We start from the raw sequence: 14772 nt of genomic DNA, 5'->3' as shown, positions 1-14772 counted from the left end.
AACCCATGAAAGAACGTAGCTAGACGTGTGGTGAATAATTTTTGATAACCTCCTTTCGCGAAAGCGAAAACTCTACGATAAATTAAGTGAGATAGGAATATTCAGCTTAAATCGCTCAGGTTATTTGATAAGTATAGATTCCAACAAACCATGAAGGCACAAAGCATTATTTTAACTTTATCGATGGCTTGTGCCATTGTAAGTTGCAGTACAGAAGAGGTTGCTGAACCAGATCGCATACAATTGGTCGATCCCAGAGATCCAGCTGGTCCAGATGCCGTGAACATCGACTTTTCAAGTTGGAAAGTCACCTTGCCTGTTGATAAAAACAACGACAACAAGCCTGATGAATACATGCCCAGCCAGCTTAAGGATGGAAAATACCGCAACTTAGCTGCTTTAGAGGACTTCATGTATGACGATGATGATAATCAAGGCATCATATTCCATACCTACTACGGTGGTTCGACCACGGCTAACAGCTCTTTTCCCAGAACAGAATTGCGTGAATTGATCAATCCTTCCAACTCTAGGGAAAACTGGAATCTAGCCTCTGGCGGCGTTTTAAAAATACGTACCCAAGTTATCGATGTTTCGAATAACACCTATACTGGAAGCTTGGATAAAGACCGTTTTATCATGGCACAGATTCATGGTATCATCAATCCTGCAGATGTGCAGCGCCTAGGCTTAAGCAGTGATGCTGCGCCACCATTGTTAAAGATGCAATGGCGTGATGGAGAGATGTATGCCTATAAGAAAACGCTTAAAGATGACAACACGACTGGTGACGACCTCTATAGTAAGAGCGATGATATCTGGGGTGATATTTCCTTTAATTTTGGAACAGTAGGCTATGACCCTTTTGATATTGAAATTAGAGCCAGTGCTGCCCGCATCGATGTTACCGTCAATGGCGTTTCACATACGTTCCAAGATGTCAGTCTGGATAAATGGAAGTTTGACAGCTACTTTAAGGCTGGAGTTTATTTACAATCTACAGACCCAGCAGCTTTTGCCACGGTCAAGATCCATAGTTTGGAGGTGACTCATTAGCAAAGTGATCCACGTACGAATCAAGTATTTTTTGAGTTCGCTTTCGCGAAAGCGAATGATCCCCCAAACCTATATTCTCCTTAAAATTATCGAGGAGAAAGAATTTTAAACAAAAACGACCGGTGTGTTAAGCACCGGTCGTTTTTGTTCTTATAGTTCTCTATTTTAATCCATCAAGTCAAAGACTCGAGGCAACCATAGTGTAAGATCCTCAAAATAGGTGATCATCACCAGCACGGCGATCATAGCTAAAAACAAAGGTAGCATGGGTCGTATGACCTTCTGAATCTTAAGGTCTGCCACGCTACAACCCACAAAAAGAACCGAGCCTACCGGTGGTGTACATAAGCCAATACATAGGTTCATGATCATGATGATCCCAAAATGTACGGGATCCATTCCCATGGCAGTTACAATAGGTAAGAAAATAGGAGTGAAGATCAAAACCGCTGGCGTCATGTCCATAAAGATCCCAACAAACAGAAGAATCAAGTTGATTAGAATAAGTATTACTACAGGATTCTCACTAATACCTAGCAATGCAGCGCTTATTTCTTGAGGGATGTTTTCATAACTCATGACCCAACTCATCGCGATGGATGTAGCGATCAACAAAAGAACGATAGCGCTGGTTTTAATAGTTTCCAAGAGGATGGGAGCTAGGTCCTTAATCTTGATTTCTTTATAGATAAATCCTAAAGCAACTGTATACATTACTGCAACAGCACTCGCCTCGGTAGCTGTAAAAACGCCGCCTACGATTCCACCTATAACAACAACAAGGAGCATAAGACTAGGCAAAGCATCAAAAAATCTTTTAAGAAAGGTTTTGAGACTTACCAGCTTATCAGTAGGGTACTTTTTAATGATGGAATAAATCGCAGCCACTACCATTAAGGCGAGTCCCAGTAAAATTCCAGGTACGTATCCTGCAATAAACAAGGCAGCAATAGAAACACCACCGCTGGCCAAGGAATAAACGATCAACACATTACTAGGCGGAATAATCAAACCCGTTGTGGCACTGGTAATATTGACTGCAGCAGAGAATGGTTTGCTGTATCCATCTTTCTCCATCATAGGATTCATAAAACCTCCAATGGCGCTTGCTGCTGCAACCGCACTACCTGATATGGCTCCGAAAAGCATACAAGAAATGATGTTTACAAAAGCCAGTCCACCTGGCAATGGTCCGACTATCGCTTTGGCAAAATTGATAAGCCGTACGGCAATACCACCACGATTCATGATCTGTCCAGCGAGTATAAAGAATGGTATCGCACTAAGTGTGAAACTATCCAATGAAGTGGCCATCCGTTGCGCCAGCGTGGTTACTGATGGTAGAAATGGCATGGAGTAAATTAGTGTTGCAAAAGCTGCAAGTCCTATCGCATACGCGATAGGCACACGAAAGGAAAGAAATATCAAAAAGCTTAAAACGAGAATGAGGATTTCAACATAATTCATATTAGGAAGCTTTTTGGGATTTGAGTTTGGCGAAAAACGAATCCAGACTAAAGTAACAGATCAGGATTCCAGAAATAGGTACAATCAAGTAGATAAAACCTAGTGGTAGTCCCAACGATGCAGAGGTTTGCTCAAATTGGAAAGTCAACTGGCACAATCTAGAACCGCCTATGATCATGACACATAATGAAAAGACGAAAACACTTAAATAAACAAAGCCGTCAAAAAAGGCAAGGTTTTTACCTACCATCTTTTCTGGTAAAAGGTCAATTGCTAGGTGTAGGTGTTCACCTGTAGCATATGCGGCACCCAACAATCCTACCCATATCAAGGCAAAACTGGAGATTTCATCTGTCGCCGTGCTGGGTGATTGAAGAATAAAACGTGAAAACACTTGCCAGATCACGGCGACAAGCATAATGATAAGTACGGCAAGACATACCTTACCTACAATATTAACTACTGCTGCTCTCATATTAATTTTCTTGAATGGATTGAACCAATTTTTTCATGCTTGGATTTTCATCAAATATTTGAAGCATCTCTTTGGTAGCCTCTCTAAAGGGTTGTTTTTCTGGATAGTTGACTTTGACGCCGCTTTTGGTGACCGCTTCTAGAGATTCTTTTTCTGATTTTTCCCAAAGTGCACGCTGGGCTTTTTTAGATTCCTGCACAGCTTCTTCCAACCATTCTTTTTCTTGATCAGTCAATCGTGCTAATGTTTCAGTTCCTATGACCAGAACATCTGGAACTGACGTGTGTTCATCAATGCTTAAAAACTTGCAGACTTCAAAATGCTTTGAGGTATAATAACTAGGAATATTATTTTCGGCACCATCAACCACGCCTTGCTGTAATGCGGTATACAGTTCTCCAAAGGAAATAGGAGTAGGCGCACCACCTAGATCCTGGATCATCTCAATGGCCATATTGCTCTTCATGACTCTTATCTTCATGTCCTTCACATCTGCTGGCGAATTGATGGGTTCTGTTTTTGTATAAAAACTGCGGCTACCGGCATCATAAAATGTCAATCCTTGGAGGTTGAACTTTTCACCTTTGTTGAGAATGGATCTGCCTACTTCTCCGTCATAAATATTGTGGCTGTGCTGCTTGTCCCTAAATAAGTATGGAATACTGAAGACTTTATATTCAGGGATGAAATTTTCCAATACTCCAGCGCTCACCTTTGTAATGTCCAGACTGCCTATTTGGAGTAATTCAATACTTTCACGTTCACCACCTAGCTGGCCGTTAGGATATAATTGAACTTTCATTTTACCGCCAGACTTTTGTTCCAGACTTTCTCCTAGGACGACCATTCCTTTGTGAACCGGATGTTCTGTATCCAGACTATGTGCTAGTCTAAGAACGGTCACATCTTCCTCACTGGCACAGCTGCTCAATAGTAGGATTGGAACAAGAAGCAATACATATTTGAACTTCATGATTTTCATATAATGAGATTATTGAATCAGTATAGGTTTTGCAATGGTTGAACCTGCTTTTTTTACTTCATTAGTAAAACCTCTGGCTGTTGTGAAAGCGGAATCGCTAGCTTCCCAACCGCTCATGAAGTAATAGGTGAACTCATTTCCACCTCCTAAATTCCATAAATGCGTTTGGGTAATTCCAGCTCCTTCTTTTGGAGCTTCACTTTCGGTTAAGTCATCTGTAGTAAAAATGAGCGCCATGCCCAGCTGGTCGTCGTTTTCGGATTGTTTCCCAAATGTGGCGTAAGCGGAATAACCATTAGTTAAAGCGATTTTTTCTCCAACATTGGGTTTAAGATCAACAATACCGGTGACCAGTTCCATTCCTGCTGCATCGCCATTGACAACGACATCGCTCTTATAAAACCAGTCTCCTTTTTCTATAGAAATGGTGTGTATAATGTCCACTATGCGGTCGCCTATAGCTTCATCTTTATAATGCAGTTCAAAGATGGCTCGTACGGGACCTTCCGTAATGGTTTTGAACGTAGCACCATTAGTTCCCGTGACTCTGTAAAGCGAATCTTCATATTTTATGGCTATGGATCCAGCACCTAGAGAAGTGCCTACTTTTAAGATATCCATTCCCCAATCTTCTTGGGCGTGATAGTCCGTTGTCAAGCCTTGTTGCGCCAGAGTAGGTTGCGCAGTGGTTTTACCGAAGATGTCGATCCCATTGCGAGGATCAAAATAAATCCTGAAGCCCAGTTTATCGTTTTCCCAGGCTGGTCCTTCCATTTGGAAAAATAGACTGTCCAGTTCTCTTGGGTCGCCTGTGCGCTCGTACGTTTGGACCTCGGTGGCGTTAGGTTTCGCTTTTCCAACACCAAAATGTACGTCGGTGGTATTAGGAAATGATGCTTGTTCCGCTTTCGCGAAAGCGGAAAAAACAACTTTCTTCTCTTCATTAGGAGCAAAGTCGATCACTGCCGAAAGCTCGTCCCAATTGCCGTCGCCATCCAGATCATCCAACTGGAACGGAATCGCTTCTCCTGCAACGGTTCGCAAACCAGGAATAGAGTCGCCAGAAGAACCGGACCATTCCTTTTCTACCTCAGATCTTGGGAAAACAATCACTTCAGTTCTAGCTACATCGATTGAGTTCACGAGTAAAATGGAGTCGTCCTCCATTTCTTTTTCCTGCTTACAGCTTATCGCTGCCATTGCGATCCATCCTATAAGAATCCAACTATTCTTCATCTAGTCCTCGTTTGATGGCTTGCCAATGGTGGCTAGAATACCACCATCTACATATAGAATATGTCCATTTACAAAATCACTGGCGCTGGCCGCAAGGAAAATCGCGGCACCGGCAAGATCGTCTGGATCACCCCATTTTGCTGCTGGTGTGCGGTTCACGATAAAATCGTTGAATGGATGTCCATCCACTCTAATTGGTGCCGTTTGCGAGGTCGCAAAATATCCTGGACCTATACCATTCACCTGTATGTTGTGTTTTGCCCATTCTGTCGCCATGTTTTTAGTAAGCATGACCAGACCGCCTTTTGCCGCGGCATAGGCACCAACCGTGTTGCGACCCAGCTCACTCATCATGGAGCAAATGTTGATGATCTTTCCTGACTGGCGTTTCATCATTCCTTGAACCACGTGTTTTGATACCAAAAATGGACTCACTAAATCTATATCGATCACTTGTTTGAAGTCTGCGACTTCCATTTCGGCAAGTGGTGTTCTTTTAATGATACCTGCATTGTTCACTAGGATATCAATGCCGCCTACTTCGTTTTCGATTTTTTGAATGGCATCTTTCACTTGTGCCTCGTCAGAAACATCAAATTTGTAGCCTACAGCTTTGATTCCAGCGCTTTCATATTCGGCAACCGCTTTGTCAATTTTTTCTTGTGAAGAGTTCCCGTTCACCACAATGGTGGCGCCGGCCTGACCAAGCCCTTTGGCCATTGACATTCCCAAACCATGTGTACTACCGGTCACTAAGGCAACCTTACCTGTTAGGTCGAATAATTTCATAAATCTGGATTATCTAAGTTCAGTAATTTTCGCAACGTCCATATCTCCATAATCCAGGTTTTCTCCAGCCATACCCCATATAAAGGTATAGTTGGAAGTTCCAGATCCTGAATGGATCGACCATGGCGGTGAAATGATCGCTTGATGATTTTGCATCCAGACGTGTCTGGTTTCCTGCGGCTGTCCCATAAAGTGACACACCGATTGTCCTTCTGGTACATCCAGATAAAAATACACTTCCATCCTGCGATCGTGAACGTGGGCTGGCATGGTGTTCCAGACGCTACCGGTTTTGAGTTCTGTCATTCCCATTTGCAACTGGCAGGTATCCACGATACCGCCTATGATCATCTGGCTTACTGTTCTATGATTGGCTGTTTCAAGACTTCCTAGCTCGATTTTGTTAGCCTCAGCAAGGCTTACTTTTTTTGTTGGGAACGATTTGTGTGCAGGAGCAGAGTTGATGTAAAATTTAGCTGGATCGCTAGCATTAGCACTATGAAAAACCACCTCTTTTGCACCTTGTCCTATATATAAGGCATCTTTATGATTGATTTCATATTTTTTGCCATCTACCTCAACCGTTCCTGCTGCACCTACATTGATGATTCCCATCTCGCGACGTTCCAGAAAATATTCTGCCTTGAGTGGATCAATGGTTTCCAGTTTCAAAGAACTTGAAGTAGGAACAGCACCACCAGCGATGTATCTATCGTAATGAGTGTAGACTAAATTAATTTTACCTTCCTGCAAGGGCTTATCTATCAAAAACTCATTTCTAAGCTCTTGAGTATCTAGTTTTTTCACAGCGTAAGGGCTTGATGCATAACGTGTTTCAAATGTTGTTGACATGGTTGTTAGTTCTATAATCGGGCTGCTGTCATGTAGTCTGCCGACGTTAATTATAATTAATGTAATCGATTGCCTAATATTACGAAATTGATCTTCTCACTCCTAACTCTAGGCCACGTAATTCTGCCAGACCTCTCAATCTTCCTATGCCTGAGTAGCCTGGGTTTGTTTTTTTCTTGAGATCATCCAGCATTTTATGACCGTGATCTGGCCTAAAAGGCATCCTTAAATCTGATCTTCCTGATTGTTCTCTTTTCATCTGTTCTTTAACGAGTGCCTTCATCACGGCATACATATCTACGTCACCATCTAGGTGGTCTGCCTCATGAAAATTTCCCTCTTCATCTCTTTTTGTAGCTCTTAAATGTATAAAATGGATGCGACTACCCAATCGTTCTACCATTCCAGCAAGATCATTGTCTGCCCGCACACCAAAGCTTCCCGTGCAAAATGTCAAACCATTGTTGGGACTGTCCACGGCTGTGTACAAATCAATAATGTCCTGTTCTGTACTTACCACACGTGGCAAGCCCAAAATAGGGAATGGTGGATCGTCTGGATGAATACACATAAGCACGCCAGCCTTTTCTGCAGCTGGAATGATTTCTGACAAGAAATAAAATAGGTTTTCTTTTAATTCCCTAGGACCTATGTTGTCATAGGTAGCAAGAATAGTGTTGAATTCTTTGAGTGTGTAGCCTTCTTCAGCGCCTGGTAGTCCAGCTATGATGTTTTTAACAATTTTCTTTTGTTGTTCTGGAGTGGATTTTTCAAGATAATCCTTGGCAGCTTGTTGCTGGGCTTTTGTATAGTCATTTTCTGCGCCGGGACGTTTTAGCAAATACAGTTCAAATGCTGCAAACGCTGCAGCTTCAAAACGCAATGCCGTAGAACCGTCTGGCAGTTTATAATCTAGATTAGTACGTGTCCAGTCCAGTACTGGCATAAAGTTGTAACAGACGATGTCAATACCGCATTTGCCTAAATTGGTCAAGGTATTCTTATACCGCTCGATGTAGGTTTTATAATCGCCAGATCTGGTCTTTATATTCTCGTGAATAGGTACACTCTCTACAACAGACCAAGTTAAACCGGCATCCTCGATCCATTTCTTACGTTGCATGATCGCCTCGACAGACCATTCTTCGCCATTAGGAATCTGGTGGCAAGCGCTCACGATGCCCGTGGCACCAGCTTGTTTAATATCTGCAAGGGAAACTGGATCCTTGGGACCGTACCATCGCCATGTTTGTTCTAGTTTCATTGTTTATGAGGTTGTTACGCTTTCGCGAAAGCGAAATTATTCTTCTACTTTATTACAAATTATAAATTCTAGACACCGCTATAGGCGCTGAATCCGCCATCTATAGGAACCACGATCCCTGTTATGAAGGAAGCCGCATCGTCACACAACCATTCTACGGTGCTAACGAGATCTTCTGGTTTTCCATAGCGGCCCATGGGTGTTTGTCCAATGATTTGCTCACCACGAGGCGTTGCAGAGCCGTCACTGTTAGTAAGGAGTGCACGGTTTTGATCTGTTAGAAAAAAGCCAGGAGCGATAGCATTGACACGTATTCCAACTTTAGAAAAATGAACGGCAAGCCATTGTGTAAAATTCGATACGGCAGCTTTGGCACCGCTGTATGCTGGGATTTTAGTAAGTGGAGTGAAGGCATTCATGGATGAGATGTTGAGAATGCTACAACCATCGCGACCTACCATGTCTTTGGCAAACACTTGTGTAGGCAAAAGCGTTCCCAAGAAATTAAGGTTGAAGGTAAACTCGATGCCTTTAGGGTCAAGGTCAAAAAAGGTCTTGAATCCATCGGTAGTGTTTTTAAGATCTTCCATCTGGAAAAATGGATTGCTGGTTGTTCCCATGGGATGATTGCCTCCAGCGCCGTTGATCAATATATCAACCTTACCGTATGCGTTGTTGATTTCCTTCTTTGCTGTCTCGAGTGAATCCTTTTCCAAAACATTGCCCGCGATACCCACGGCTTTTCCTCCATTGGCTTTGATTTCATCTGCCACGGCATCTGCAGCTTCTTTTCTCAAATCAAGAACGGCGATGTTGTGGCCGTGTGTAGCAAGTGCAGCTGCTAGTGTGCTGCAAAGCACGCCGCCTGCTCCGGTAAGGACAATTGTTTTAGGCATAATGGATTTTATAAGGTTTTGGTCAACTTGAAAAGGTCAAATATGAGAAATAACTATGAAATCTGGTCGACCAAATATAAATCTATTTATATTTAAACAATATTGAAACATCACTAATTGTCAAAAAACTGATTTCAATACTGATAATTATGCAATGGTGTTGGTTCAAATTTTAAAAACTGCCAACTTTATAACATTAGATTTGAAACTAGCGTTGAGCAGTGCTAATGACTGAATCCTATTTACAATGAATATCATGAAACCATTAATTGCCCTAATATGCTCCAGATTATGCTTTGCACTTTTCATAAGTTGTCTAGGTTTTGAGATGACGGCTCAGGTGACTCCAGAAATTTTAAGATCTAAGGATGTTATCAAATCAGTTTATCTACCTGACTTTAGTTATGCGGGCTATAAAAACGGCGAGGAACAAATTCCAACCGCTACAGGAACCGTGATTCAAGCAACGGATTATGGAGTGGTTGCAGATGACGAGCTGGATGATTCAAAAGCCTTAATAGCAGCTCTAGATGCAGTGAAGTCAATGGACGGTAAAATCACACTAGAATTACCTGCTGGTAGAATCATTTTGAGTGATATTATATATATCGAGCGCAGCAATTTCGTTTTAAAGGGTGCCGGCCAAAATTTAAATGGTACAGAACTTTATTTCCCTAGACCCTTGATTTATGTACCAGATCCAGAGCCACTGCAGGAACTAAGAGAATATCTTGTTGAATTTGACAAGGTACAAAGAGAAAAGAAAAACAACATCGAGTTGCCTTATTCACAATATGCATGGTCTGGCGGCTTTATCTGGACACAGGTTCCAGGAGAGCGAGTCAAGTCCTATTTGCAAAAATATGAGCGTGAACAAAACGTTCTTGCCCATGTAATTACTGGGAAAAGAGGATCACTGGAATTTAAAGTCAAAAACGCCTCAACACTAAAGGTAGGCGACGTGGTGGAACTGCAACTGTTTAATAAAGAAGGTCAGGACGGTAAAATCATTGATGCCTTGTATCACGGTGCAGATGTCAAAATAGGAAGCCACCACTGGAACTTTCCAGATCTACCCATCGTAAGGCAACAAGTAGAAATAAAGGAAATCTCAAGGAATACGATAAAGATCAATACACCACTTACTATAGAAATAGATCCATCTTACCAAGCAAGACTTATTGAATGGAAGCATTTAGAAAATGTAGGCCTAGAAGGTTTTAGAATCAATTTCCCAATGGCTCCAAGAGTGGCACATCATGTTGAGCAAGGATTCAATGGTATATTCCTCACGAGACTTTTCAATAGCTGGGTAAAGGACGTGGTCATCCACAATGCAGATAGCGGCATATTGTCTGAAGAAATAGCAAATGTGACCATCAAAAACATCACCACCACAGGTGACCATCTGGCTCATTATACCGTTGCTATGGCCGCCGTACACAACGTACTGGCCGAAAAAGTGAAGGTGTATAACAAAGCAGTGCATCCGTTAAGCTTCAATACTTTTTCTACCAAAAATGTGTATAAGGATTGTGAAATATTTACAGATCCTGCGCTGGATCAACACAGTGGAGCAAACCACCAAAATTTATTTGACAATACGCTGTTGCGCATCGACGCTGCAAATATTAAGGAGTATCCTCTTTTTGCTGGTGGTGGCGCTGGTTACTGGAAGCCATCGCACGGTGCCTACAGTACCTTCTGGAATCTCCAGGTGCAACTTGAAAACCATGACACCGATTCAGAATTCGTTTTAAATGGAATGGACGACGGCCCAGAAGCGCGCATCATCGGTTTATCGGGAAATGCGAGGTTCAAGATTGAATACGGCCCAGATGCCTACATGGAAAGTATCAATGAAAAGGTCGCGCCGCTTTCCTTGTATGAGTTCCAGTTATCTAGACGTTTGCGTTAAGGTTTATGAAATGGTTGGAGTAGGATCTTATTTCGCTTTCGCGAAAGCGAAATACCTAAAAATAACTGATTAGAGAACCTGATTTTGCCTTCCAAATAATACACGATTAAGCTTTTAGACATTATTGAAAAAACCATTTCATTTTGCTAAAATAAAATTCGTAGATTGTCACCCAATTCTGGTCGACCAGATTTTAATAAAAGTCTTGATGATGAATAATTTTTATAAGTCCCTAATATTTTGGGCGGTAGGCTTGACACTCATGAGTTGCAAGCAGGACCAGAGTCAAAGTGAAGAGCTCAAGCCCTATAACGCTCAAGAAGCGCTTGAGGTGCGTTATGAAAAGTTAGCTTCCTATCCTGTGGATTCTCTCTCTTTTCCGCGTAGTTATAGTCGTAAGGAAAACGCCGTGCAAAAAGTGCCTTCAAAAGACTGGACCAGTGGTTTTTATGTGGGGAACTTGTTTCAAATTCATAGTTTGACCGGTGAGGATCGCTTTCAAAAAGTGGCGCTTGAATGGCTGCCCTACATGCAGAAGGAAGAACTCAATGATGGTACTCATGACATGGGTTTTAAGATTTGGTGTAGTTATGGAGAAGCTTATGAGCAAACTGGTGATACGGCTTATGAAAAAGTAATCTTAAAGGGTGCACAGACTTTATCCACAAGATTTAATGAGACAGTAGGCTCCTTGCGCAGTTGGGATTTTAATGATGACATCTGGGAATTCCCGGTAATCATAGATAATATGATGAATCTGGAATTGTTGTTTGAAGCTACACGCATCAGCGGTGATAGTACGTATCACAACCTAGCGGTCCAGCATGCAAATACGACTCTTAAGAATCACTTTAGAGAGGATCAAAGCAGCGTTCATGTGACGGTTTATGATACTATTTCAGGAGCCGTAAAGCAAAGAGTGACACACCAAGGTCTTAACGATGACTCTTCATGGGCACGTGGACAAGGCTGGGCGATTTATGGCTATACGATGGCCTACCGTTACACTAAAGATCCAGCTTATCTCAATCAAGCCAAAAAAACAGCGGCGTTTTTTCTAGACCACAAAAACTTACCAGATGACGGTATACCTTACTGGGATTTCAATGATCCAGCCATTCCAGATGCGCCACGAGATGTCAGTGCTGGAGCACTAGTCGCCTCAGGTCTAGTAGAGCTATACTCGTACACCAATGATCAAAAATATCTTGACTATAGCAACAAGGTTCTTTCAAGTTTGAAGTCACAAGAATATATTCTACCAGCTGATTTTGATGCGCCGTTCATTTTGGATCACAGTACGGGCAACTGGCCTAAAAATGACGAAATAGATGAACCTATCGTCTATGGTGATTATTATTTCCTTGAACTCATGTTGCGCTTGAATAATCTCAACAATAATTAAGAACTAAACTCCACTTTTTTATGAAGCGTATCATTATGCTCCTATTGTTAATTGGTCTTATCGCCTGCGATGATCAATTCAACTCCTCAAGCGACTCCAGACAACGAACTAAAGTCAACATCAATGAAGATTGGGAATACTTGGAGAATCCAACTCAGGATTTTGCAGATGCCAATAAAGCTACAGGGTGGGAAGCTATCCATCTACCACACACATGGAATGCTCTGGACGCCACAGATCTTGAACCAGGATATCGACGTAGCTCCAGCTGGTACAAAAAGAATGTAGAGTTGGACAGATTACTGGAAAACACTGTTTATCAAATTTATTTTGAAGGTGTCAATATCGTGTCTGAGGTTTATTTTAATGGTGAAAAGGTAGGTGGTCATATAGGTGGCTACATTGGTTTCACTGTCGATGTGAGTGATTTAATACGCTATGGTAACAATGAATTATTGATTCGAGTTGATAATAGCTATGATCCAGAAGTCATTCCAAGTCAGAAAAGTGATTTCTTTATTTATGGCGGTATTACTAGAGATGTGTGGTTTATAACTCTACCCAAAACTCACATCGATCACGTGAAGATCACCACACCTGATGTTTCCCTACAAGGAGCTTCCGTTGTGGCAGATGTTGCCGTAAATAATGCTGGCGAAAACACCAGACTTTCTGCAAAGCTCACCAGCCCATCTGGAAAGACCTATGAGAAAAAGGATGTCAAGATTAAAGATGGTATTTCGACAATTTTGTTTGATGATATTCTAGAGCCTGAATTGTGGAGCCCAAATAATCCTAACCTATATACACTCACCACAACAATAACTGAGGAAGATAAAGTTGTGGACCAGATGGATGAAACACTGGGATTGAGATGGTTTGAGTTTAAGGACTATGGAGCCTTTTATTTAAATGGAGAACGTCTACTGTTGCGAGGAACGCATCGTCATGAAGAACATGCTGGAGTAGGAGCAGCCATGAGCAATGAGCAACATAGGGCAGATATGGAACTAATCAAAAGCATGGGAACCAATTTTGTGAGATTGGCACATTATCCACAAGATCCAGAGATCTATAAAGCCTGCGATGAGTTGGGACTAATCGTCTGGGATGAATTACCATGGTGTCGTGGTGGATTGGGAAATGACACCTGGAAAGAAAATACTACTGGAATGCTCAAAGAAATTATCGAGCAAAACTACAATCATCCCAGCATTGTTTTCTGGTCGCTAGGTAACGAGATGTATTGGCTGCCAGATTTTGAGGATGGCGGCAACACAAACAATATGAATGAATATCTCAAGTCGCTTAACGATCTAGCGCATGAGATGGATCCTTATCGAGTCACTGCCATTAGAAAATATTATGAGGGCGCAGATATAGTCGATGTATTTTCACCCAGCATCTGGTCTGGTTGGTATTCTGGAAGCTATAAAAGCTACCAAAAGGCCATTGATCAATACAAAGCAGAATACAAACACTTTATCCATACCGAGTATGGCGGCAGTAGTCACTTTGGTAGGCATACAGAAAACCCCATTACAGGTGAAGGAGAAATCCAGGCGGACGGTTGGGAAGAAGCCATTGTACAAACTGATGTGGCCAATATTGCACAGATAGGCGACTGGAGTGAGAACTATATGGTGGATCTTTTTGATTGGCACCTGCGTATATCAGAGACAGACAGCACCTTTATAGGGAACGCACAATGGGCGTTCAAGGACTTTGGAACGCCATTGCGACCAGAAAATGACATACCATATGTGAACCAAAAAGGGCTGACAGATCGCGCTGGAAACTTGAAAGATTCCTACTATGTATTTAAAAGCTACTGGAGCGATGAGCCATTTGCCTACATAGAGTCACATACCTGGACAGAGCGTCAAGGACCTGAAGGAACTAAACGCGACATAAGTGTCTATAGCAACTTGAAGAACGTTGAATTCTTCCTCAATGGTGAGAGTTTGGGAAGCAAGACTAAGGATATCAACAAATTCCCGGCATCTGGATTGACCTGGACCGTTGATTTCAAAGAAGGAAATAACACCTTAAAAGCCGTAGGCCAGGATCAAGATGGCAATACTGTTACTGACGAGATGACTGTGAATTATAGGTATACAAAAAACAAGAAACCCGTCGAATTGACACTGGAATATGAACAATTGGAAAATGGAAACTATCTGTTCACCACTTATGCCAAGGATGCCGATGGATTGAGGTGCCTGGATTATGAAGACCGCGTTTATTTTCAGTGTATGTCTGGTGGGACCACTATGAAGAGTTTGGGAACACCTACCGGTAGCGAATCCATTAAAATGGCAAATGGTAAAGCACAAATTGAAGTCGTGCCAGATGACGACTCCAGCACAGAGTTGGTCATGATGGTATTGAACCAAAGCTTCAAGGGTACCTACACTAAAGTAGAATAATAA

At 42.1% G+C, this 14772-nt stretch carries 12 protein-coding genes; 4 read left to right on the top strand and 8 right to left on the bottom strand.

Features of this window, described 5'->3' with window-relative positions; all coding sequences use genetic code 11:
* Nucleotides 1-150: 150 nt before the first annotated feature.
* Entirely contained in the window at nucleotides 151-1056 is a 906-nt protein-coding gene (locus tag BST86_RS06170; protein WP_105982500.1) for a polysaccharide lyase family 7 protein, read from the top strand.
* Between the two features lie 165 nt (nucleotides 1057-1221).
* Here the strand turns inward: BST86_RS06170 and BST86_RS06165 are convergent, their stop codons facing one another.
* The 8 genes from BST86_RS06165 to BST86_RS06130 form a co-directional block, all read right to left on the bottom strand.
* Complete coding sequence (locus BST86_RS06165; protein WP_105982499.1) at nucleotides 1222-2523, bottom strand: TRAP transporter large permease; 1302 nt, start codon at nucleotides 2521-2523, stop codon at nucleotides 1222-1224.
* 1 nt (nucleotide 2524) lies between these two features.
* Nucleotides 2525-2998 carry a TRAP transporter small permease gene (locus BST86_RS06160; RefSeq protein WP_242446478.1) on the bottom strand — a complete coding sequence of 158 codons (474 nt, stop codon included), beginning with the start codon at nucleotides 2996-2998 and terminating at the stop codon, nucleotides 2525-2527.
* Between the two features lies 1 nt (nucleotide 2999).
* A complete protein-coding gene (locus tag BST86_RS06155; protein WP_317046522.1) occupies nucleotides 3000-3980 on the bottom strand; it encodes a TRAP transporter substrate-binding protein in 981 nt (326 codons plus the stop codon).
* Between the two features lie 9 nt (nucleotides 3981-3989).
* The gene (locus tag BST86_RS06150; protein WP_105982498.1) at nucleotides 3990-5216 is read right to left on the bottom strand and encodes a DUF4861 domain-containing protein; all 1227 of its coding nucleotides are present in this window, start codon (nucleotides 5214-5216) and stop codon (nucleotides 3990-3992) included.
* Nucleotides 5217-6005 (bottom strand): gluconate 5-dehydrogenase, encoded by a 789-nt coding sequence (locus BST86_RS06145; protein WP_105982497.1) that lies wholly within the window; start codon nucleotides 6003-6005, stop codon nucleotides 5217-5219.
* Nucleotides 6006-6014: 9 nt separating this feature from the next.
* Nucleotides 6015-6857, bottom strand: a complete 843-nt coding sequence (gene kduI, locus BST86_RS06140) for a 5-dehydro-4-deoxy-D-glucuronate isomerase (protein WP_105982496.1) — start codon at nucleotides 6855-6857, stop codon at nucleotides 6015-6017.
* A 79-nt stretch (nucleotides 6858-6936) separates the two neighbouring features.
* Nucleotides 6937-8121, bottom strand: a complete 1185-nt coding sequence (gene uxuA, locus BST86_RS06135) for a mannonate dehydratase (protein WP_105982495.1) — start codon at nucleotides 8119-8121, stop codon at nucleotides 6937-6939.
* 68 nt (nucleotides 8122-8189) lie between these two features.
* On the bottom strand, nucleotides 8190-9017 hold the full coding sequence (locus BST86_RS06130) for an SDR family oxidoreductase (protein ID WP_105982494.1): 828 nt from the start codon (nucleotides 9015-9017) through the stop codon (nucleotides 8190-8192).
* Between the two features lie 256 nt (nucleotides 9018-9273).
* Between BST86_RS06130 and BST86_RS06125 the strand changes: the two genes are divergently transcribed.
* The 3 genes from BST86_RS06125 to BST86_RS06115 all read left to right on the top strand — a co-directional run bounded on the left by BST86_RS06125 (nucleotide 9274) and on the right by BST86_RS06115 (nucleotide 14769).
* Nucleotides 9274-10935, top strand: a complete 1662-nt coding sequence (locus BST86_RS06125; protein ID WP_105983959.1) for a DUF4955 domain-containing protein — start codon at nucleotides 9274-9276, stop codon at nucleotides 10933-10935.
* 208 nt (nucleotides 10936-11143) lie between these two features.
* The gene (locus BST86_RS06120; RefSeq protein ID WP_242446477.1) at nucleotides 11144-12340 is read left to right on the top strand and encodes a glycoside hydrolase family 88 protein; all 1197 of its coding nucleotides are present in this window, start codon (nucleotides 11144-11146) and stop codon (nucleotides 12338-12340) included.
* 20 nt (nucleotides 12341-12360) lie between these two features.
* A complete protein-coding gene (locus BST86_RS06115) occupies nucleotides 12361-14769 on the top strand; it encodes a glycoside hydrolase family 2 protein (protein WP_105982493.1) in 2409 nt (802 codons plus the stop codon).
* Nucleotides 14770-14772 lie beyond the last annotated feature (3 nt).

It is taken from the genome of Nonlabens agnitus (assembly GCF_002994045.1).
GTDB classification, from domain to species: domain Bacteria; phylum Bacteroidota; class Bacteroidia; order Flavobacteriales; family Flavobacteriaceae; genus Nonlabens; species Nonlabens agnitus.
The sequence above is the reverse complement of the archived record's forward strand: the minus strand, read 5'-3'. Positions and strand labels throughout refer to the sequence as shown.